The sequence below is a fragment of the Xanthomonas sp. WHRI 6106 genome (assembly GCF_040202405.1).
GTDB lineage: Bacteria > Pseudomonadota > Gammaproteobacteria > Xanthomonadales > Xanthomonadaceae > Xanthomonas > Xanthomonas cannabis.
Map to the genome: position 1 here is coordinate 193,287 of NZ_JBEGFC010000007.1, position 19,567 is coordinate 212,853.

16 protein-coding genes and 1 pseudogene are annotated in these 19,567 nt (G+C 68.4%); 7 read left to right on the forward strand and 10 right to left on the reverse strand.

The features are described 5' to 3' along the window. Positions 1-133: 133 nt before the first annotated feature. The 7 genes from ggt to ABQZ09_RS12555 form a co-directional block, all read right to left on the reverse strand. Complete coding sequence (ggt, locus tag ABQZ09_RS12525; protein ID WP_349777027.1) at positions 134-1,714, reverse strand: gamma-glutamyltransferase; 1,581 nt, start codon at positions 1,712-1,714, stop codon at positions 134-136. Continuing rightward, on the reverse strand, positions 1,714-3,174 hold the full coding sequence (locus ABQZ09_RS12530) for an AtzE family amidohydrolase (RefSeq protein WP_184553492.1): 1,461 nt from the start codon (positions 3,172-3,174) through the stop codon (positions 1,714-1,716). Before ABQZ09_RS12530 ends, ggt begins: the two co-directional genes overlap by 1 nt. A gap of 143 nt (positions 3,175-3,317) precedes the next feature. Beyond that, positions 3,318-4,502 (reverse strand): nucleoside hydrolase, encoded by a 1,185-nt coding sequence (locus ABQZ09_RS12535; protein WP_184553490.1) that lies wholly within the window; start codon positions 4,500-4,502, stop codon positions 3,318-3,320. 129 nt (positions 4,503-4,631) lie between these two features. Continuing rightward, entirely contained in the window at positions 4,632-6,185 is a 1,554-nt protein-coding gene (locus tag ABQZ09_RS12540; RefSeq protein ID WP_184553488.1) for an adenosine deaminase family protein, read from the reverse strand. A gap of 117 nt (positions 6,186-6,302) precedes the next feature. Continuing rightward, the gene (locus ABQZ09_RS12545; protein WP_184553485.1) at positions 6,303-7,616 is read right to left on the reverse strand and encodes an NCS2 family permease; all 1,314 of its coding nucleotides are present in this window, start codon (positions 7,614-7,616) and stop codon (positions 6,303-6,305) included. 256 nt (positions 7,617-7,872) lie between these two features. Continuing rightward, complete coding sequence (locus ABQZ09_RS12550) at positions 7,873-8,832, reverse strand: PDR/VanB family oxidoreductase (protein ID WP_184553483.1); 960 nt, start codon at positions 8,830-8,832, stop codon at positions 7,873-7,875. 17 nt (positions 8,833-8,849) lie between these two features. Further along, positions 8,850-9,902: a Rieske 2Fe-2S domain-containing protein gene (locus tag ABQZ09_RS12555; protein ID WP_184553481.1), complete on the reverse strand. Its 1,053-nt coding sequence runs from the start codon at positions 9,900-9,902 to the stop codon at positions 8,850-8,852. A 126-nt stretch (positions 9,903-10,028) separates the two neighbouring features. On the opposite strand from ABQZ09_RS12555, the gene ABQZ09_RS12560 reads away from it, so the two are divergent. Next, positions 10,029-10,946, forward strand: coding sequence for a LysR family transcriptional regulator (locus ABQZ09_RS12560; protein WP_184553479.1), 918 nt, complete (start codon positions 10,029-10,031; stop codon positions 10,944-10,946). 650 nt (positions 10,947-11,596) lie between these two features. Then, on the forward strand, positions 11,597-12,403 hold the full coding sequence (locus ABQZ09_RS12565; RefSeq protein ID WP_184553477.1) for a TatD family hydrolase: 807 nt from the start codon (positions 11,597-11,599) through the stop codon (positions 12,401-12,403). A gap of 17 nt (positions 12,404-12,420) precedes the next feature. On the opposite strand, the gene ABQZ09_RS12570 is transcribed toward ABQZ09_RS12565, so the two are convergent. Next, positions 12,421-13,089 carry a VOC family protein gene (locus ABQZ09_RS12570; RefSeq protein ID WP_184553475.1) on the reverse strand — a complete coding sequence of 223 codons (669 nt, stop codon included), beginning with the start codon at positions 13,087-13,089 and terminating at the stop codon, positions 12,421-12,423. 155 nt (positions 13,090-13,244) lie between these two features. Then, positions 13,245-14,132, reverse strand: a complete 888-nt coding sequence (locus ABQZ09_RS12575; RefSeq protein WP_047694507.1) for a LysR family transcriptional regulator — start codon at positions 14,130-14,132, stop codon at positions 13,245-13,247. A gap of 98 nt (positions 14,133-14,230) precedes the next feature. On the opposite strand from ABQZ09_RS12575, the gene ABQZ09_RS12580 reads away from it, so the two are divergent. Beyond that, on the forward strand, positions 14,231-15,502 hold the full coding sequence (locus ABQZ09_RS12580; RefSeq protein WP_349777028.1) for an MFS transporter: 1,272 nt from the start codon (positions 14,231-14,233) through the stop codon (positions 15,500-15,502). Beyond that, positions 15,502-15,609, forward strand: a pseudogene (locus ABQZ09_RS12585) (VOC family protein); the annotation flags it as partial. The gene ABQZ09_RS12580 and the pseudogene ABQZ09_RS12585, both read left to right, overlap by 1 nt. Before the next feature lie 30 nt (positions 15,610-15,639). Here the strand turns inward: ABQZ09_RS12585 and ABQZ09_RS12590 are convergent. Beyond that, positions 15,640-16,062, reverse strand: coding sequence for a MerR family transcriptional regulator (locus ABQZ09_RS12590; RefSeq protein ID WP_349777029.1), 423 nt, complete (start codon positions 16,060-16,062; stop codon positions 15,640-15,642). 89 nt (positions 16,063-16,151) lie between these two features. Here ABQZ09_RS12590 and ABQZ09_RS12595 point away from each other — a divergent pair, with 89 nt between their 5' ends. The 3 genes from ABQZ09_RS12595 (at position 16,152) to ABQZ09_RS12605 (ending at position 19,550) form a co-directional block, all read left to right on the forward strand. After that, a complete protein-coding gene (locus tag ABQZ09_RS12595) occupies positions 16,152-17,087 on the forward strand; it encodes an alpha/beta fold hydrolase (protein ID WP_349777030.1) in 936 nt (311 codons plus the stop codon). A 402-nt stretch (positions 17,088-17,489) separates the two neighbouring features. Then, the gene (locus ABQZ09_RS12600) at positions 17,490-18,371 is read left to right on the forward strand and encodes an NAD-dependent protein deacetylase (RefSeq protein ID WP_184553471.1); all 882 of its coding nucleotides are present in this window, start codon (positions 17,490-17,492) and stop codon (positions 18,369-18,371) included. Between the two features lie 81 nt (positions 18,372-18,452). Further along, complete coding sequence (locus ABQZ09_RS12605; RefSeq protein WP_503019067.1) at positions 18,453-19,550, forward strand: NADH:flavin oxidoreductase/NADH oxidase; 1,098 nt, start codon at positions 18,453-18,455, stop codon at positions 19,548-19,550. Positions 19,551-19,567: the final 17 nt, after the last annotated feature.

The following is a 19,567-nucleotide window of genomic DNA, read 5'->3' on the forward strand; positions in this document are numbered from 1 at the left end:
GTTGCCGCAGTTGGGTTCGCTGGGGCCTTTCCGAACAGACGGTCTTGCGACGTGTGAACGCTTTTATCCTGATGTGCGCGCCATCGCTCGGGCGAGGCGAGTCGCCACTGCAGTCGGGATACGACCGTGGTGGTCACCATGCCGATACCGCACCATCGGAGCGCGGATCACTTGCCCCACTGAGTACGCCATCGACCTCGCGCACCAGCGCGCCGGCATGTCCCATGACCGAGGTATAGGCGGGCAACAGCTCCACCGCATGCCCGGCGTCGCGGAGTGCTTGCACCACTGCCGGATCGAAGCGGTCTTCCAGCTTCAGCGAGGTGCTGGCTTCGCCCCAGGTGCGGCCGAGCAGCCAGCGCGGTGCGGTGATGGCCTGTTGCAGCGGCATGCCGTAGCGGGCGTAGCGCGAGAACACGGCGGCCTGCGTTTGTGGCTGGCCTTCGCCGCCCATGGTGCCGTAGGCCATGATGCGGCCATCGTCGAAAGTGGCCAACGCCGGATTGAGGGTGTGGAAGGGTTTGCGGCCGGGGGCCAGGGCATTCCAGCCGCCCGGTGCCAGACGGAAGCTGCAGCCGCGGTTTTGCCAGGTGATGCCGGTGCGCGGCAGTACCAGGCCGGAGCCGAATTCGAAATAGGTGGACTGGATGCAGCTGACCGCGCGGCCGTCTGCGTCGATGGCACCGAACCACACGGTGTCGCCGGCTTGCGAGGGGTGCGGCCAGGGCAATGCAGTGGTCATGTCGATGCGCGCGGCGAGGGCATGGAGTGCGTCGCTATCGTCGAGCAGGGCTTGTGCGTTCAGTGTCATCCAGGCGGGGTCGCCGACATGCGCGTCGCGGATCAGGAAGGCCTGTTTGGTGGCTTCGATCAGGCCGTGCAGATGCGCGTAGCTGTCGGGGTGTTCGGCATGCAGGCGGTCGAACAAGGCAAGGATCAGCAGCGAGGCCAGGCCTTGCGTTGGCGGTGCGTGGTTGTAGAGGCGCGCGCCGTGGATGGCGACCGAGAGCGGCACGCTGGGGTCGGCCTGATGCTGTGCCAGGTCGTGCGCGCGTAGCGGGCTGCCGAGTGTCTGCAGGTCGGCGGCGATGTCGTCGGCGAGTGCGCCGCGATAGAAACTCTCCAGGCCGTGGTCGGCCAACCGCCGCAAGGTGCGGGCGAGCTGCGGTTGCTGCAGCAGCGCGCCTTCCTGCAGGGGCGCGCCGTGCGGTTCGAAGATGCTGGCGTAGGCACCGGGTTGCACGCGCAGTTCGGCGCTCTTGCCGGCGGCGATCTGGGCACCGCCCAGGGTCACCGGTACGCCGTCGCTGGCGTGGTGGATGGCCTCCTGCAACAGGCGTTGCAGCGGCAAGGTGCCGCCCGCGTGGTGCAGGGCCAGCGCCCAGCCGGAGACGGTGCCGGCCACGGTATTGGCCGCGCCGGGGCCGCGCCACGGGATGCTGCTGTAGCCCCGGTAGAAATCCAGCGTTGCCGCCTGTGCGGCGCGGCCGCAGGCGTCGATGGCGTGCACGCGGCCATCGGGTTCGTGGATCAGCCAGAAGCCATCGCCGCCGATGCCGGTCATGTGCGGGTACACCACCGCCAGGCAGGCGGCGGTGGCCACGGCGGCTTCGATGGCATTGCCGCCGTCGCGCAACACATCGCGCCCGGCCTGCGCCGCGAGGTGGTGCGGGGCCACCACCATGCCGCGGCGCGCGCGCAGGGTGTGCAGCATCAGCGTGTCTCCGGCGGCGGGCTGAAGGCGAGCAGGCCATCGCGTTCAAGCTGCGCGGCGAGCGCGAACAGGCGGTCTTCGCGGCCGGGCGCGGCAATCAGCTGTACGCCGAGCGGCAGCCGCCCGGGACGCGGCAACGGTGCGGCCAGCACCGGGCAGGCGGCCAGCCCCAGCGGTTGGGTGAAGATGCCCAGATTGGCGCGTGCCGATACCGGCAGGCCGTCGATCTGGATGGTGTCCTGGTCGATGCGCGGTGCCACGCACGGCGTGGTCGGCGCGATGAGCACATCCACATCGTCCCATAGCGCGTGCATGGCGCCGGCAAACCAGCGGGCGAAGCGGTGCGCGTCGGCCACGGCGCTGGCGGGAAGCTGCAGGCCGGCCAGCAGGCGATCGCGCGTGGCGGGGTCGAACTGCGCGGCGTGCGTGGCCAGTGCGCTGCGGTGCCGGTGTCCGCCTTCGGCAGCGGTGAGGACGAACGCGGCTGCGCGCGCGCGTTCGGCCTCCGGCAGTTCGATCGCGGCGGTGCTGTTGCAGGCGGCCAGCACTGCCGCCAGCGCGGCATCAAGGTCTGGATCCAGATTGCGTTGAAACCAGCCGCCCAGGCGTGCGATGCGCAGCTTGCCGGTAGTGGCCGGGGGCAGCGCATGCCCGCGCATCACCTCATAAACACCACGCAGATCGGCCACCGAGGTGGCGAACGGGCCGACCACATCCAATGCATCAACAAACGGAAACACGCCATCCAGCGGCAGCGCACCATGTGTCGGGCGCAGGCCGTAGACACCGCAGAGCGCGGCCGGCACGCGGATGGAGCCATTGGTGTCCGAGCCGAGCGCGAACGGCACCAGCCCGGCGGCCACTGCCGCAGCCGAGCCGCCCGATGAGCCGCCGGCCAGATGCTGGTGGTCATGCGGGTTGGCGGTGGTGCCGTAGTGCGCGTTGACGGTGGCAAAGCCGTAGGCGAATTCGTCCATGTTGGCCGTGCCGATCAGCACCGCGCCGGCATCGCTGAGCCGCTGCACAACTGCTGCATCGCGGGCAGCAGGCGGGTAGTGCGCGCGAACCGCGGCACCGGCGGTGGTGACCTGCCCGGCGACATCGAACAGATCCTTGACCACGAACGGCACGCCAGCCAATGCGCCGCCGTCGCTGCCCCCCGCCAGCGCGGCTTGCACGCGCGCGGCATCGGCGGCGGCGCGCGCCGGCAGCAGGCGGGTAATCGCGCACAGGCTGTCGTTGACCTGGTTGATGCGCGTCAGCGTCTGCGTTGCCAGCCGCGCGGCCAGTGTGGGCTGGCTGCGTGTGCTGCTGACGATGGAGGCGATCTGGCCGCGTGGGCCGCTGCCGTCACGCGCTGCAGTAGTGGGCGCGTTGAAGGTGGCCAGCAGCTGCGCATGGCCGCGCAGCACTTCGGTATTGCGATCGACGCCGGCCTGCCACTGCGCTGGGAGTTGCATGGGTCACCTTGGGTTGCTGGAGTGGTGCGGGTGCTGGTCTGGCCCCGCTCCCGCCGGGGCGAGAAGGCACGACCTGCGCGCCACTGGCGCGCGGAGCGGGGTTGGGGTGAGGGCGCCCCATGAGTTGGAGGTGTGTCGGCGGCTCATTTAGCCGGCTCGTTTTCGTACTCGACTGGCGTCGCATTTTTCTCGGCTGGCGTCCCCTCATCCGCCCTTCGGGCAGCTTCTCCCGGTGGGAGAAGGGGTAATGGCAACCCGACTGCTGGCGGCTGCGGCGCAGTGAGGCGGTCGACCAACAACTGCTCGAATGCCTGCACATCCACCGCATGCACCACGCGTTGCGCCTGCTCGCCCAGGCCCGGCTGGTAGCCCGGTGCCCACGACAGGATGTCGCCATATCCGGCATCGAAGGCGGTGTTGGTGTCCACATACAGCGTCTCCACCTGCGTGGCCAACGCCGGCTGCAACCACACTGCCGTGGCCAGTTCGTCCCACATCGGAAAGCCCTGCTCGCGCCGGCGCAGCGCATGGCCAATGGTGGTGTCGGCCGCGCTCATGCGCGCCAGCAGCTCAGGCGTGAGTTCGGTGGCGGTGGAGGGGTCGACCGGCACCATGGTGATCTGGCGCCACGGTGCGCGCATGACGATGCTGGCGGCCTCCGGGTCCCAGCGGATATTGAATTCACGGCGGGGCGAGTTGACGAATTCGCGCGCGAACTGCCGTGCACTGACACTGTTGCGCTGCTGCCGCGGATTGAGGCTGCCGCCCATGTACACCAGCTCGCGTGCGAGCGTGGCAAACGCGGGGTCCAGCGATTGGGCAAGCGCCAGATTGGTCAACGGGCCGGTGGCAATGATGCTCACTTCGCCCGGGTACTGGCGCACCATGCGCAGCATGAACACTGCTGCCGGCTCGTCGCTGGGGCGCACCACGCCGGGATTGCCCAGCGGCAGGTCCGGCACCACGTCGTGCGCGTGATAGCGCGGTGCACTTTGCACGGTGTCGCCCTCTACCCAGTGCTTGGTCCACGCACCTTTCCACACCAGCTTGCCGTACAGCGCTTCCCAGCGTTCGGTGGCCAGCTCGCTATTGAGCAGCGGATGCACCGGGCCGGGCAGCACCGGAATCTGCGGATGGCCGGCCAGTTCCAGCAGCCGGCAGGTGTGCGCCAGCACTTCATCGCGCCAGATATTGCCGCTCACGGCGCTGATGCCCAGCACCTCGACCTCGGGCGATTGCAGCAACAGCAGCTGCGCGGGCGTGAAGCCGTCGATATCGTCTTCGAGAATGACGCGGCGTTTGGATGGGGCGGTGTGTGGGGAAGTCATTGCGCGTGGTCGTGTGGGTTGAGTGCATTGCAGTGGAGAGGGAGCAGGAAGTCGCCTGTGTAGGAGCGCGCTTGCGCGCGGATGGCGTTGCCGGCAACGCTTCATCGCGCGCGAGCGCGCTCCTACCTGTCATGTGCCAGCGTGTTGTTGCCCCAACAGCGTGCGCTCGTACTGTGCCAGGTCGGCGTCCAGCTGCCATTGCAGCCGTGCCTTCTCGCTGCCCTGGCGAAATGCCTGGCACGCGGCGTCGTCGGTTTCGCTCTGCAAGGCAGAGGCGCAGGCCGGGGCAGCTGCACCATCCGCATTCCACAGGCTGGCGCCGGGCAGGAAGCTGTAGGTCAGGCCATTGCGTGCCAGCTGCTTGAGCGTTGGGTAGTCGATGCCTTGCTCCTGCATGGCGCGTTGGTATTCATGGGTCATGTCTGCGCGCGAGACGCCGCCATCGTCGGTGGACAGCACCACCGGGACGCCGGCGCGCAGATACATCGACAACGGGTGCGCGGCGCCCTTGATGCCAAGAATCACATCGTTGCTGGTGAGGTTGATCTCCACCGCCACCTGCTTGCTGCGCATCTGTTGCAGCAGCGCCTGGGCATCGTCTTCGTAGGGCAGATCCACGCCGTGCCCGATCCGGCGCGCGCCAACATCCACCGCCTGGCGGATGTGCGTGCGCAAGTGCGCAGGCGGCACCAGCCCCAGCGTCAGTTCACCGGCATGCAGGGATAGCGGCACGCCCGGGTAGCGCGTGGCAAAGAAGCGGAACATCGCCATGTGCCGGGTGTAATCGGCCACTGCCACCGGGTTGTCTTCGGGCGCGACGATGTTCACTGCAACCGCGCGACTGCCACCGGCGGTGATCAGCGCATGGGCCAGTGCCATCTGCCCGAACACCATCGGCTGCGGCAGCACGCGCAACACATACGGCACGTAGCGGTAGGCGACCCTGCAGCCGGGACGGGCATCGGCCTGGTCGCAGCGCAGCACGCGGCGGACCTGCGTGTCGGTGGCGGCCAGCTCGCGTTGCGCGGCCTGCACCAGTGCCGGCAAGGCATCCTGCAGGGCGCGCAGGTTCGCGGCATCGTCATCGCCGTTCCAGGGCAGCGCCTGCATGCGCTTGGCGGCCTGGTCCATCTGCGGCGGGTTGGCGATGATCTCCACGTACGGCACACGGTCGCGGGCGGCCTGGTCGAGCACCGCGGCCACGGTGTCGGCCACGTGCGCGCGTACCACCGCGTCGAACTTGCCGAAGGTGCCGAAGAACTGGCCATGCCCGGTGGGTTGCGCGGGGCTGGGGACGAACTTGCGCATCGACAGCGCATCGACCACCCGCCCGTACAACGCAGCATCGCGTGCGGCCAGGCCGCTGGCCGGCTGCTGCCCCTTGCCGCACGGCGGGGCCCGCAGGCTCAGGTCGTCCAGCTGCACGCAGGCACCATCGTCACTGGCCCATTGCAGGTAGTCCTCGGCATAGACAGAGCCGGACAAATGATTGTGCAGATCGCCGCCCTTGGGCATGGCCTGCAACAACGCGCGCAGCTGCGCAGGTTGCGAGACAGCGGCCTGGAACAGCTGTGCCACCTGCGTCTGGCGTTGTTGCGCCGGCGTTTGCGCAGGGCGTGCGAGCGCTACGTTCGGCAGCACCGCGCATAAGGACAGGAGTAGATAACGATGAAGACGGGGCATGCGGTGGGCTCTGAAAAAAAGGGGGCGGCGCCATGGCGCTGCAGTGCGTGATGCAACGTGCCGCACCGCATCTCGCGTGGCCAGAAAAATGGCGGTACACGCGGTGCGGCAGCGGCCTCATTCCAGCGCATGGCGCAGCACGAACAAGCCAGCGATCGCCCAGGTGGCCGGATGCACGGCGCGCCAGCGGCCGCTGCCGAGCTTGAGCACCGCATAGGTGATAAACCCAAGGGCCAGGCCGGTGGCGATGGAGTAGGTGAGCGGCATGGCGAGCATGCAGATGGCGGCCGGCAACGCTTCGCTGACGTCGTCCCACGGGATCTGCGTGCATTCGCGCAGCATCACCGAAGCCAGATAGATCAGCGCCGGTGCGGTGGCGTAGGCCGGCACCATGGCGGCCAGCGGCGAGAACAGCAACGCGAGCAGAAACAATGCCGCGACCACCAGTGCGGTCAGGCCGGTGCGCCCGCCCACCTGCACGCCGGCAGCGCTTTCCACGTAGGCGGTGGTGCTGGAGGTGCCGAGGAGCGAGCCGGCCAGGATGGCAGTGCTGTCGGCCAGCAGGGCGCGGTCGAACTGGCGGCGTTGGGCCTCGGTACGCAGCAGGCCGGCGCGCTGCGCCACGCCCATCAAGGTGCCGGTGGCATCGAACATTTCCACCAGCACGAACACCAGCACCACATGCAGCACGGCGGTGAGCGCGCCGCTGCCACCATGGCCGTGCAGCGCACCGGCGATATCCAGCTGCAGCAAGGTCGGCGCCAGGCTGGGCGGCAGCGACAGCACGCCCTGGTAGTGCACCAGGCCCAGGGCCAGTGCCGCGGCGGTGACCGCCAGGATGCCGAGCAGCATCGCACCCCGCACACGGCGGACGTCCAGCACCCCGATCAGCAGCAGCCCTGACAGCGCCAGCAGCGGTTCGGGCCGGTGCAGGTCGCCCAGGGTCACCAGCGTCTGCGGATGCGCCACCACCAGCCCGGCCTTCTGCAGGCCGATCAATGCCAGAAACAGGCCGATGCCGGCGGCGATCGCGCTGCGCAAGGTCGCCGGGATGCCATCCACCAGCCAACGCCGCGCGCCAGTGACGGTGAGCAGCAGGAACACGCAACCTGAGACAAATACCAGTCCCAGCGTCTGTTGCCAGCTGTAGCCCAGCGTGCCCACCACGGTGAAGGCGAAGAACGCATTCAAGCCCATGCCCGGCGCCATGCCGATGGGGTAGTTGGCCAGCACGCCCATCAGCAGCGAGCCCAGTGCGGCGGCCAGGCAGGTCGCCACGAACACCGCGCCGTGGTCCATGCCGGTGGTGGCCAGGATGTCGGGGTTGACGAAGACGATGTAGGCCATCGTCAGGAACGTGGTGGCACCGGCCAGCACTTCCGTGCGCGGGGTGCTGGCATGGGCAGCAAGGGCGAATCCGGGCCAGCGCATCAGCGTGCGCCCTCGGCAGGCCACAGGGTGACGAACGAACAGGCAACCATCAGCAGACTCTCTTCGATGCAGGGACAACCCGCGCAGGCACACCGCGCGGGCCGCTCATCTTGCACTGCGCGTGCTGGTTTGCCACCTTGCGTGGTCGGCAGCGTAGCCGGGCCTGGCCATGCCGCCAGGCATCTGCGGCAGCCAATCGCGCCTGCGCTGCCGGTCGACGTGCAGGGCGGCCCTGGCCCGCAGGCCGGTCACGCACTCACAGATCCAGCACCAGGCGCGGCGAGCGGCTGCGTGAGCAGCACAGGGTGATCTGCGCATTGCTGGCGCGTTCGCTGTCGCTGAGCACGCTGTCGCGGTGATCCGGCGTGCCGGCGACCACGCCGGTCAGGCAGGCGCCGCACATGCCCTGCTCGCACGACAACGGCACCTCGATGCCGGCATTCATCAGCGCGCTGGCAATGCTGCAATCGGCTGGCACCTGTACCACACGGCCGCTGGCGGCCAGTTCCACTTCGAAGGCGTGATCGGCATCGTGTGCACGCCCCGGGTCGGCGGCGGCAAAGTGCTCGCGGTGCACCTGCGCCGCGCGCCAGCCATGGGTCTTGGCAAGCTGCGTGAAATGGTCCATGAACGCCGCCGGCCCGCACAGATACAGTTGGTCGTGCGCGCGCGCCTGTCCGAGTTCCTCGGGCACATGCACGCGCGGGCTTTGCCCGCCATCGCTCAGGTGCATCTGCACCTGGCCGTGCAGAAAGCCTTGCTGCAGGCGCTGCGAAAACGCCACATCGGTATGCCGGCGCACGTAGTAATGCAGCACGAAGGGCTCGCCGCGCGCTTCCAGCGCTTCGGCCATCGACAGCAGCGGGGTGATGCCGATGCCGGCGGCCAGCAGCACGTGCCGTTCGCCCGCATGCAGCGGGAACAGGTTGCGCGGGCTGGAAATCTGCAGGCGGTCGCCGGTGCTGAGCTGCTCGCACAGGTGCCGTGAGCCGCCGCGCGAGGCGTCGGCCAACTTGACGCACAACAGGTAGTGATCGCGCACATGCGGCGCGCTGGCAATCGAATACTGGCGGATCATGCCGTCCGGCAGATGCAGGTCGACATGCGCGCCGGCCTCGAAGGCAGGCAGTTCGGCATCGATCGGTTCCAATCGGATTGCACGCTGGCGATGGCCCTGGTCGATGACCGCGGCAACACGCACTTCATGCAGGGTCATGGCGTGCTCCTTGGCGGTCAACGCAGGAAGAAGTCGCTGTAGCCCTGGCTGCGCAGGCCACGGCGATAGGCGATGGAACTGCGGTCGGCCGGGATGTGCACTTCCAGCAGCGGGTCCAGCGGCAGGTATTCGGGCCGTTGCGCCTCGACCATGGCGCGGTCTTCTTCGAATACGCGCAGGTTGAAGGCATGCACGTCTTCCACCGGCAGATGGGTGTCGAAATTGCGTGCGATCGGTACCAGCAGCCGGGTCTTGTGCTTGGAGACCGGGCTGGCGGCATTCATGATCACCAGCCGCTTGCCCGGCACCGGAAAATGGATGGTGAGCGTGGCGGTAAACGGCAGATGCACTTCGAAATGCCGCAGCCACTGGAAGTCGGGGTCCACATCCGGCAGCGGCATGTCCACCGAATAATTGGCCACGCTGCTGAGGTAATCGGCGTTGAAGCCGGTTGGTGTTTCGGTGGTGGTGTAGGCCGGTACTTCGCGCTTGTCCGGCTGGGCGAAGGTGGCGGTGTGCACGAAGGCGAAATGCGCCACGTCGATGAAGCCTTCCAGCTGGCGTGCGGCGCTGCCGCCGATGTCGAAGGCCGGGCACACGATCTGCTGGAAGCCGTCTTCGTCCCAGCCCGGCATCGGCGGAATCTGTATTTCCGCATCGCTCACCCCGGCCGGTCTGGACAGGCACACCCAGATCAGCCCGTAGCGCTCGGCCACCGCGTAGGTGTGCAGGCGCATCTTGGCCGGGATGTTCTGGCTGGGGCTGGCCGGGATGTGGTTGCAGCGGCCACCGCTGCCGAAGCGCAGCCCGTGATAGGCGCACACCACGCCGTCGCCATCGGCCGTGCCCATGCTCAGCGGCACGCCGCGGTGCGGACAGACGTCGCGCGCGGCCACCAACTCGCCGCCCAGCCGGTACAGCACCAGCGGCTCGTCCAGTAGGGTGGCCTTGAACGGCGCTTCGCTCACCTCGCTGCTCAGCGCCACCGCATGCCAGTGCTGGGCCAGGCGCTGCCAGTCGGCGGCGGCGAAGGTGCAGTGCAGCGGCAGGGCGGGGACGGCGACATCCATGGGGCGGTCTCTGGCATGAGGCGGGAGCGGTGCCGGATTGACTCTAGGAAGCCGGGGGTGTGTGATCAAACATCGTTTTTCCGCCAATCCATTGCAAAAAATGCAACGCCAACCGAGCTACGCCGCATGCTGACCTTTTCCCGCTTCACCCGTTACTTCATCGAAGTGGCCCGCTGCGGCAGCATCCGCAAAGCCTCCGAGGTGCTGCACGTGTCGGCCTCGGCGATCGACCGGCAGATCCTCAGGGCCGAGGAAGAGCTGGGCGCGCAGCTGTTCGAGCGCCTGCCCGGCCGGCTACGGCTCACGGCTGCCGGCGAGCTGTTGCTGGTGGACGTGCGCGGCTGGGAGAAGGCCTACGCCCGTACCCTGGAGCGCTTCGACGAGCTCAAGGGGCTGCGCCGCGGGCATGTGGAGATCGCCATGATCGACGCGCTCAGCGAGGGCGTGGTGCCGGCGGCAGTGGCCGCGCTGGTGCAGGAGTACCCGGGCATCACCTTCAACCTGTCCACCGCGCGCAACCAGCGTGTGATGGAAATGGTGACCTCGGCCGATGTGGATATCGGCCTGCTGCTGGACCCGGTGAGCAGCGTGGACCTGGAGGTGCGCGCATTCGCCGACATCCCGTTGGGGATTGCCATGCCGGTCGGCCACCCGCTGAGCGGCCGCACCGAGCTACAACTCAGCGAGACGCTGGAACACCGCCTGCTGCTGCCGGCCGCGCCGCTGATCGTGGGCGAGCATGCCAAGGTGCTGTACCAGCGCCAGCATATCGACGTGAAGCGGCTCACCCACTGCAACGACGTGCGCACGCTGCGCGGCCTGGTGCGTGCCGGTGCCGGCGTGGGGCTGATGTCGTGGCTGGACGCCGCACCCGACGTGGCCGACGGGCGGCTGGCCTTCGTGCCGTTCCGCCAGCACCTGACCAAACCGATGACGCTGGCGCTGTGCGTGGCCCCCCAAAGGCAGCTCTCGCGCTCGGCGCAGCTGGCGATCCAGGCGCTGGCGGCAAAGATCGATGCGATGACGGTGCCTGTGGTGGGGTGAGTATGGTGCGCAGGCGGCCCTCACCCCTGCCCCTCTCCCGCGGGCGGGAGAGGGAAAGGCTGTGCGTTCGTGCGGACGAGGCGGTGGCTGTGGCGGTTGAGTGTGTTGCGCAAGCGGCCCTCACCCCTGCCCCTCTCCCGCAGGCGGGAGAGGGGAGAGGCGTGCGTTCGTGCGGCCGGGGCGGTGCCGGTGATGGGGTGAGTGTGTTGCGCAAGCGGCCCTCACCCCTGCCCCTCTCCCGCAGGCGGGAGAGGGGAAAGGCTGTGTGCGTTCGTGTGGCCGAGGCGGTGCTGGTGACGGGGTGAGTGCGTTGCGCAAGCGGCCCTCACCCCTGCCCCTCTCCCGCAGGCGGGAGAGGGGAAAGGCACGGCCTTTCGTGCGGCCGAGGCGGTGCCTGTGGTGGGGTGAGTGTGTTGCGGAAGCGGCCCTCACCCCTGCCCCTCTCCCGCAGGCGGGAGAGGGAAAGGCCGTGCGTTCGTGCAGGCCGATGGCATGCAGGTACCACTGGCCGCATGCCGATCCCATTGCGGACCTCCCTTCTCCCGCCTGCGGGAGAAGGTGCCCGCAGGGCGGATGAGGGCAACGCGCACCCAGTGAGGGCAACGTCCACCCAGTACAATCACACCTGCTCTTTCAGGCGACACCGCAGCATGCAGTTGATCGATATCGGCGCCAACCTCACCCACGACTCATTCGACCGCGACCGCGATGCCGTACTGCAACGCGCACGCGATGCCGGTGTGACGCAGTTGGTGATCACCGGTGCCAGCCGCGAGCATTCGCCGTTGGCCCTGCAACTGGCGCAACAACACCCTGGATTCCTCTACGCCACCGCCGGCGTGCACCCGCATCACGCAGTGGAATTCACCGCCGAATGCGAAGTGGAAATGCGTACCCTGCAGGCACATCCGCAGGTGGTGGCGGTCGGCGAGTGCGGGCTGGATTACTTTCGCGACTTCGCACCGCGCCCGGCCCAGCACAAGGCCTTCGAACGGCAGCTACAACTGGCCGCCGACAACGGCAAGCCGCTGTTCCTGCATCAGCGCGATGCGCATGACGACTTCCTGTCGATCATGCGCAGCTTCGACGGCAAGCTGGGTGCAGCGGTGGTGCATTGCTTCACTGGCACGCGCGAGGAACTGTTTGCCTATCTGGACCGCGACTACTACATCGGCATCACCGGTTGGCTATGCGATGAGCGCCGTGGCGCGCACTTGCGCGAGCTGGTGCGCAACATCCCGGCCAACCGGTTGATGATCGAAACCGACGCGCCCTATCTGCTGCCGCGCACGCTCAAGCCCCTGCCCAAGGACCGCCGCAACGAGCCGATGTATCTGGCGCATATCGTGGAAGAACTGGCGCGCGACCGCGGCGAAGCAGTGGCCGTGACCGCCGCCGACAGCACCGCGGCGGCACGTGCGTTTTTCCGGTTGCCGGCGCCGGCCAGCGCTGCATGAGTGGGCAGCGCGGCGGCTCACGCCGCCAGTAATTCCCACCCTTGCGCATCGCGCAGGCGCAGGCCTGGTTGCGGCGTGTCCACGCTGACGCGCAGGCCGTCGGCCCAGGGCAGCTGCCGTTGTTGCGGAAACCACCGCCGGCGCTGGTCGACCACGATCAACAAGCCGTGGTCATCGCCCAATGCGGCAAAGCCCTCCACGGGCGGAGCGAATGGCCGCAGGCCAAAGTGATGCGCAACGCTGCGCGTTACCACCTCGACGTTGTCGCTGGGTAACCCGATTTCGCTCAGGCACAGCAGTTCTTCGCCGTGGAACTGGCCGGTGCCGGCCGGCGCATCCTGCAAGGCATCGCGTGAGATCAACTCCAGCACCGCACCATCGGGGCCGGCGAAATACACCGACTGCGATTGCCACGGGCCGTCCAGAGCGAAATGCCGGCGACCTTGCGAATCGCCCATCAGGCTGGCGCGCGCGCCGATCCAGTGCGCAGCGGCCTCGAAGCGCGATGGGGCCACGTTGAAGGCCAGGTGCACGCTGCCCACCGATTGCTGGGCCTGCACGCATTCCAGCGTGCTCCACCCGATACGCACGGTATTGCCGTGCGACGGTTGCTGCAGCACATCGCGGTAAAACCGCAGGGTGAGGTCGGGATCCAGGCAGGGCAGCACAAGGTGACGGAGATGCATGGCACTCAAGATCGGTGAGGGGCCTGCATTGGACAACCTCAATCGCAGTTGAGGTCAAGCCATGCTGCGCCGGTCGGCAGCCAGGCGCGGCGCCGCTGCGGTCGTCCAGCGCGATGCATACGTCCGATGCGCTGCATCGCAGAGCCGACGACGCCTCAGATCAGCTCCGCCAGCGCCCATAACTGCCGCACCAGTGGCGCGCTGTCCAACGCGCCGGGTGCCACCGCCAACGCCAGCCGCGCCAGCGGCATGCGGCCTTCGATATCCAGGTAGCGCACGCCGGGGCGCTGCAGCTGCGCGGTGGAGGCGGGCACGACCGACACGCCCAGTTCGGCGGCGACCAGATTGATGATCGACGACATCTGCGGCGCTTCCTGGGTGATGCGCAAGGTCACGCCCGATTCGCGGCAGGCGGCCAGGATTTCGTCGTACAGGCTGGATCCGAAGCTGCGCGGAAACAGGATGAACGGCTCGCCGGCCAGCGCCGCCAACGGGGCGCTGGCACGCGCGGCCAACGGATGCGCCGCCGGCACCGCGATCTTCATCGGCTCGTCGGCAAAGCGCAGCAGTTGCAGGTCGGGCGGGGTGCTCAGCCCGTAGCGCACGAACGCCGCATCCAGGCGGCCATCGGCCAGGCCCACCAGCAGGCTGGCGGTGTTGGTTTCTTCCAGCAGCAGCTCGACCTGCGGCCATTGCCGGCGGAAATCGCGGATTAGCCGCGGCACCACCGGGCTGAACGCGGCCGAGGCGGTGAACCCCATGCGCAGCCGGCCGGACTCTCCGCGCGCCACGCGCCGGGCGGTGTCGGCGGCGCGCTCCACGTCGGCCAGCACGCGGCGCACCTCGCCCAGGAACGCCTCGCCGGCCGGGGTCAGCTCTGCGCCGCTGTGGGTACGGCGGAACAGCGGCGTGCCCAGCTCACGTTCCAGCGTCTGGATCTGCTGGCTCAGCGGCGGCTGGCCGATGCCTACCCGCGCCGCAGCGCGGGTGAAGTTGCCTTCCTCGGCAACCGCCAGGAAATAACGCAGGTGACGGAGTTCCATGGGCATCTTTTTTACATATGGAAGCTGCCAGCATCATATATTGGACAGGGGGTGGGCGCAGGCGAATACTCGCCGTCCCTGGTCTCCAGTGCGCTCCCGTGTCTTCCTCCGATCGCAGTTCCGGCACGTCCGGCCCATCCCCCGGCGCCGACGCCGGCCCGCCCGCAACGCTGCGCATCCGCCTGGCGTTGTTCCTGGCCGGCTTTGCCACCTTCTCGCTGCTCTACAGCGTGCAGCCGGTGTTGCCGGAGTTCGCCCGCGCCTTCGGCGTGGATGCGGCGGTGGCCTCGCTGCCGCTGTCGCTGGCCACCGGCGGGCTGGCGGTGGCGATCTTCTGCGCTGGCGCGGTGTCGGAAAACCTGGGCCGGCGCGGGCTGATGTTCGTCTCCATCGCGCTGGCAGCCGTGCTCAACCTGGTGGCCGCGTTCCTGCCGCACTGGGGCGCGCTGGTGGTGGTGCGCACCTTGTCGGGTATTGCGTTGGGCGGTGTGCCCGCGGTGGCGATGGTGTACCTGGGCGAAGAACTTCCGGCCAACAAGCTGGGGGCGGCCACCGGCCTGTATGTGGCCGGCAACGCCTTCGGCGGCATGACCGGGCGCATCGCGATGAGCGTGCTGACCGACCACACCGACTGGCGCACCGCATTGGCGCTGCTGAGCGTAGTCGACCTGCTGTGCGCTGTCGCGTTCGTGTGGCTGCTGCCGCCCTCCCGCCACTTCGTGCGCCGGCATGGCGTCAACCTGCAGTTTCATCTGCGCGCCTGGGCCGGGCATCTGCGCGACCGCAACCTGCCGTGGCTGTTTGCGTTGCCGTTCCTGCTGATGGGTGTCTTTGTCAGCCTCTACAACTACGCCGGCTTTCGCCTGGGCGGGCCGGAATTCGGCCTGAGCCAGAGCCAGATCGGCATGATCTTCAGTGCGTACGTGTTCGGTATCGTCAGCTCGTCGGTGGCCGGTGCGGCGTCGGACCGGTTCGGGCGTGGCCCGGTGGTCAGCGCCGGCATCGTGCTGTGCGTGCTGGGCGTGGCGCTGACCCTGGCGCATGTGCTGGCGCTGGTGGTGGCCGGCATCGTGTTGTTGACCATCGGCTTTTTCATCGCGCATTCGGCGGCCAGCGCGTGGGTGAGCCGGCTGGGTGGCGCGCATCGCAGCCATGCTGCGTCTCTGTATCTGCTGGCGTATTACGCCGGCTCCAGCGTGGTCGGCGCGCTGGGCGGCTGGTTCTGGCAGCACGGCGGCTGGTCTGGCCTGGTCGGCATGTGCCTGACGCTGCTGGTACTGGCCTTTGCCGCCGCACACGTCCTGCGCCAACGCGCGGACGACGCGCGACCCTACGGGCGCTTTGCGCCGCATCCTGCGCGAGGTGAGTGATGCAGATCGAGCGACTCGATCATCTGCTATTGACCGTGGCCGACGTGGAGGCCACCTGCGCGTTCTACGCACGCGTGCTCGGTATGCAGGTGATCAGCTTCGGCGAGACGGCGTGCACCAGGGCCGGCCAACGCACATCATCCCGACGGCGGAGTGCGCTTGCGTTGCGTGCGTTGCGGCGTGGCCAGCGCTGACGGATCTTGCGACAGGGTGGCCAGCAAGCGCGCGCGTCGGCGTTCCAGGTCGGCCAGCTGGCGTTCGATCAGCTGCAGCCGTTGCCGATGCGCCGGCAGGGTTTCCGGGCACAGCGGCGCGCCTTCCACCAGCCGCATGCAATCGGGAAACCGGCGGATGTCGTGCAGGCTGAAGCCGGTGCCGATCAGGCGTTGAATCTGGCGTACCTGCGTCACGCAGCTGGCCGCAAACAGCCGATAGCCATTGGCGCTGCGCGACGACGTCAACAGGCCCTGGGCATCGTAGTGGCGGAGCGAGCGCACGCTGACGCCGGTGCGCTGCGCCAGCGCGCCGATGCGCATGTCAGCGGTGGAAGAGGTGCCCATCTGCCAAGCATACGTGGCACGCAGCGCTTGACCCTCACATTGGTGTGAGGCCCGACGATGCCGTCTTCCCTGTTCTGCAAGGCATCTCCATGTCCATTCGACCCGCTTCACCTGCCGGTGCCCGGTGGTGGCAGCGCACGCTGGCCAGCCTGCTGCTGTGTGTCTGCGCGATCGCGTCAGCAAGCCCATCTGCAACCGCCAACTCGCGTAGCTACCAGGTCACTGCTCCAGATGGCGTGGCCCTGGCCGTGCAGGAGCATGGCGCCACCGACGGCCAGGCGATCGTGTTCGTGCACGGCCTGCTGGGCAGCCGCATCAACTGGGATGCACAGCTGGCCGACCCGCAACTGCAGGGCTACCGGTTGATCAGCTACGACCTGCGCGGCCACGGGCTGTCCGGCAAACCGACCGCGGCATCGGCGTATCGGGACGGCGCGCGCTGGGCCGACGATCTGGCAGCGGTGCTCAAGGCCACGGATGCCCGCAATGCGGTGCTGGTGGGGTGGTCGCTGGGTGGCGCGGTGATCAGCAACTATCTGAGCCGCTACGGCGATCGCGGCATGGCGGGCGTGGTGTACGTCGATGGCGTGATCGAACTGCGCGCGCAGCAGCTGGGGGCGCATCCGGCCATCTATCGCGACCTGGTTTCCGACGAACTGCGCACGCATCTGCAGGCGGTCCAGGACTTCCTGCGGCTGTGCTTCGCCACCCAACCGCCTGCGCCGGTGTTCGACACCCTGCTGGCCAATGCAGCGCTGGCCTCGTGGGACATGCAGCGTGCGGTGCAGGGCATGTCCATCGACGTCGCCGGCCTGCAGCGCACCCGCTTGCCGGTGCTGCTGCTGTACGGTGCCCGCGATGCGCTGGTGCTCAGCGAACCGACACTGGCACGTGCGCGCCAGTTGCAGCCGCGCGCACAGATCCACCTGTATCCGGACGCCGGCCACGCCCCGTTTCTGGAAGACAGCCCGCGCTTCAACCGGGATCTGCTGCAGTTCGTGCAGCAGGCGGGCGTCGCGCACTGAGTGTTGCGCACACCCGCGCCGGGAGCGTGCGGACGAGAGGATGCATGGTCGCGAAGGCTGTCCCAGCTGTCAGTGGCCGGCAGGGCGCTGCCTGACCACCGACACCGCCCGCCGCGCCGGTCCCGCCTGCACGCCTTCTCATGATGGCGCAGCATGCGCTGCGCGCTTGCTTGGAATCGACCAGCGCAGCCCCAGATCTATGAGCGCGCGCATGCACCAGGCGCGGCCGTCGGCGTGCATCCGCCGCCGTCGGTGTTGCGTAGTACGTGCTGGGCCGCGCCGGGTGGCAACGCGCCATGCCACTGCATCTTTGCTGCGCCATCGAGCAGTGGCGCGGGGGGCCGGTCTGGCAGCGCCTGCAGGGCGGTCGTAACGTGATCCCATGACTATTGGAGGTGTTCGATGACCGCTGTTCCCGCCCACGACAACGACGCGCTGCAGGCGTTCATCGAGCGCCATCAGCGCCTGTTCGTGCTCAGTGGTGCCGGCTGCAGCACCGATTCGGGCATCCCGGACTACCGCGATCTGCAAGGCGGCTGGAAGCGTCCGCAACCGGTGACCTTTCAGGCCTTCGTGGGCGAGCTCTCCACGCGCCAGCGCTACTGGGCGCGCAGCCTGATCGGCTGGCCGCGCTTCGGGCAGGCCAGACCCAACGCCACCCATCACGCGCTGGCCGCACTGGAGGCGCGCGGGCAGCTGGAACTGTTGCTGACCCAGAACGTGGACCGCCTGCATCAGGCGGCCGGCAGTCAGGCGGTGATCGACCTGCACGGCCGTCTGGACGTGGTGCGTTGCATGGGCTGCGAGCGCCGCATGCCGCGCACCGAATTTCAACTGTTGCTTGAGCAGGACAATCCGGGCTGGGCAGCGCTTGAGGCCGCGCAAGCACCCGACGGCGATGCCGATCTGGACGGTGTGGCCTTCGAGCATTTCGTAGTGCCGCCGTGCCCGGTCTGCGGTGGCGTGCTCAAGCCGGATGTGGTGTTCTTCGGCGAGAACGTGCCGCGCGAGCGGGTGGAGCGCGCCTTTGCGCATCTGCAGGCCGCCGATGCGGTGCTGGTGGTGGGCTCGTCGCTGATGGTGTATTCGGGCTTTCGCTTCGTGCAGGCCGCCGCGCGCAACGGCCTGCCGATCGCCGCGCTCAATTTCGGGCGCACCCGCGCCGACGATCTGCTCACCTTGAAAGTGGAGCAGTCGTGCGCGCAGGCGCTGGCCTTCCTGCATCAGCCGCCGGACCCGCTGCGCAGCGCGCAGGCCAGGTACGACAGTGCGCGCTCTGCATGACGCTGTGATCCATTGCAGCGGTTGTGTCGCAGCGCCGGGCGCAGTGCAATGGGCGCCCCCATGTTGCGTCTGGATGCTGCCTTGAGCCAGTTGTTCTCCCCCATCGCCTTCGGTCCGCTTGCGCTCGCCAACCGCATCGTCATCGCGCCGATGTGCCAGTACTCCGCGCAGGACGGCCGTGCCGGCGATTGGCACCGCATCCACCTGGGCACCTTGTCGCAATCCGGCGCCGGCCTGTTGATTCTGGAAGCGTCTGCGGTGCTGCCGGAAGGGCGGATCAGTTACGCCGATCTGGGTCTGTACGACGACGCTACCGAGCAGGCGCTGGACGCGGTGCTGCAGTCGGTGCGCCGCTGGTCGCCGATGCCGGTCGGCATCCAGCTGGCACATGCCGGCCGCAAGGCGTCCACCGATCTTCCCTGGAAGGGCGGCGAGGCCATCGCCCCCGATCACGCGCATGGCTGGCAGACGGTGTCTGCCTCGGCCGTGCCGTTCAAGGCCGGCCAACCGGCGCCGCAGGCATTGGACGAGGCCGGCATCGACGCGGTGGTCGCCGCCTTCGTGGACGCGGCCACACGCGCCGAACGCCTGGGCCTGGACCTGATCGAGTTGCATGCCGCACACGGCTACCTGATGCATCAGTTCCTCTCGCCGCTGAGCAACCAGCGCAGCGATGCGTATGGCGGATCGCTGGAAAACCGCATGCGGTTGACGCTGCGCATCTTCGACGCCGTGCGCGCGGCGGTGTCCGCGCGCATTGCTGTCGGTGTGCGCATTTCGGCCACCGATTGGGTGGACGGTGGCTGGGATCTGCAACAAAGCATCGCCTTGTCCAAGGCGCTGGATGCACGCGGTGCGCACTACATCCATGTCTCCAGCGGCGGGCTGGACCCGCGTCAGCACATTCCGGTGCAGGCCGGCTACCAGATTCCGTTCGCGGAGCAGATCAAGGCGCAGGTCGCCACGCCGGTGATCGGCGTAGGCCTGATCACCGAGCCGGCGCAGGCCGAAGCGATTGTGCGCGACGGCCAGGCCGATGCCATCGCGCTGGCGCGTGGCATCCTGTACGACCCGCGCTGGCCGTGGCATGCCGCCGCCGCGCTGGGTGCCTCGGTCACGCCTGCGCCGCAATACCTGCGCTGCGAACCGCGCGATGCGCGTGGCGTGTTCGCCACTTGATCCGCACCATCAACGCC

What these genes read in the sequence shown, in the direction of transcription:
- ggt (WP_349777027.1), bottom strand. Translation starts at nt 1,714, where the DNA reads ATGCTGCACACCCTGCGCGCGCGCCGCGGCATGGTGGTGGCCCCGCAC.
- ABQZ09_RS12530 (WP_184553492.1), bottom strand. Translation starts at nt 3,174, where the DNA reads ATGCAACTCCCAGCGCAGTGGCAGGCCGGCGTCGATCGCAATACCGAA.
- ABQZ09_RS12535 (WP_184553490.1), bottom strand. Translation starts at nt 4,502, where the DNA reads ATGACTTCCCCACACACCGCCCCATCCAAACGCCGCGTCATTCTCGAA.
- ABQZ09_RS12540 (WP_184553488.1), bottom strand. Translation starts at nt 6,185, where the DNA reads ATGCCCCGTCTTCATCGTTATCTACTCCTGTCCTTATGCGCGGTGCTG.
- ABQZ09_RS12545 (WP_184553485.1), bottom strand. Translation starts at nt 7,616, where the DNA reads ATGCGCTGGCCCGGATTCGCCCTTGCTGCCCATGCCAGCACCCCGCGC.
- ABQZ09_RS12550 (WP_184553483.1), bottom strand. Translation starts at nt 8,832, where the DNA reads ATGACCCTGCATGAAGTGCGTGTTGCCGCGGTCATCGACCAGGGCCAT.
- ABQZ09_RS12555 (WP_184553481.1), bottom strand. Translation starts at nt 9,902, where the DNA reads ATGGATGTCGCCGTCCCCGCCCTGCCGCTGCACTGCACCTTCGCCGCC.
- ABQZ09_RS12560 (WP_184553479.1), top strand. Translation starts at nt 10,029, where the DNA reads ATGCTGACCTTTTCCCGCTTCACCCGTTACTTCATCGAAGTGGCCCGC.
- ABQZ09_RS12565 (WP_184553477.1), top strand. Translation starts at nt 11,597, where the DNA reads ATGCAGTTGATCGATATCGGCGCCAACCTCACCCACGACTCATTCGAC.
- ABQZ09_RS12570 (WP_184553475.1), bottom strand. Translation starts at nt 13,089, where the DNA reads ATGCATCTCCGTCACCTTGTGCTGCCCTGCCTGGATCCCGACCTCACC.
- ABQZ09_RS12575 (WP_047694507.1), bottom strand. Translation starts at nt 14,132, where the DNA reads ATGGAACTCCGTCACCTGCGTTATTTCCTGGCGGTTGCCGAGGAAGGC.
- ABQZ09_RS12590 (WP_349777029.1), bottom strand. Translation starts at nt 16,062, where the DNA reads ATGGGCACCTCTTCCACCGCTGACATGCGCATCGGCGCGCTGGCGCAG.
- ABQZ09_RS12595 (WP_349777030.1), top strand. Translation starts at nt 16,152, where the DNA reads ATGTCCATTCGACCCGCTTCACCTGCCGGTGCCCGGTGGTGGCAGCGC.
- ABQZ09_RS12600 (WP_184553471.1), top strand. Translation starts at nt 17,490, where the DNA reads ATGACCGCTGTTCCCGCCCACGACAACGACGCGCTGCAGGCGTTCATC.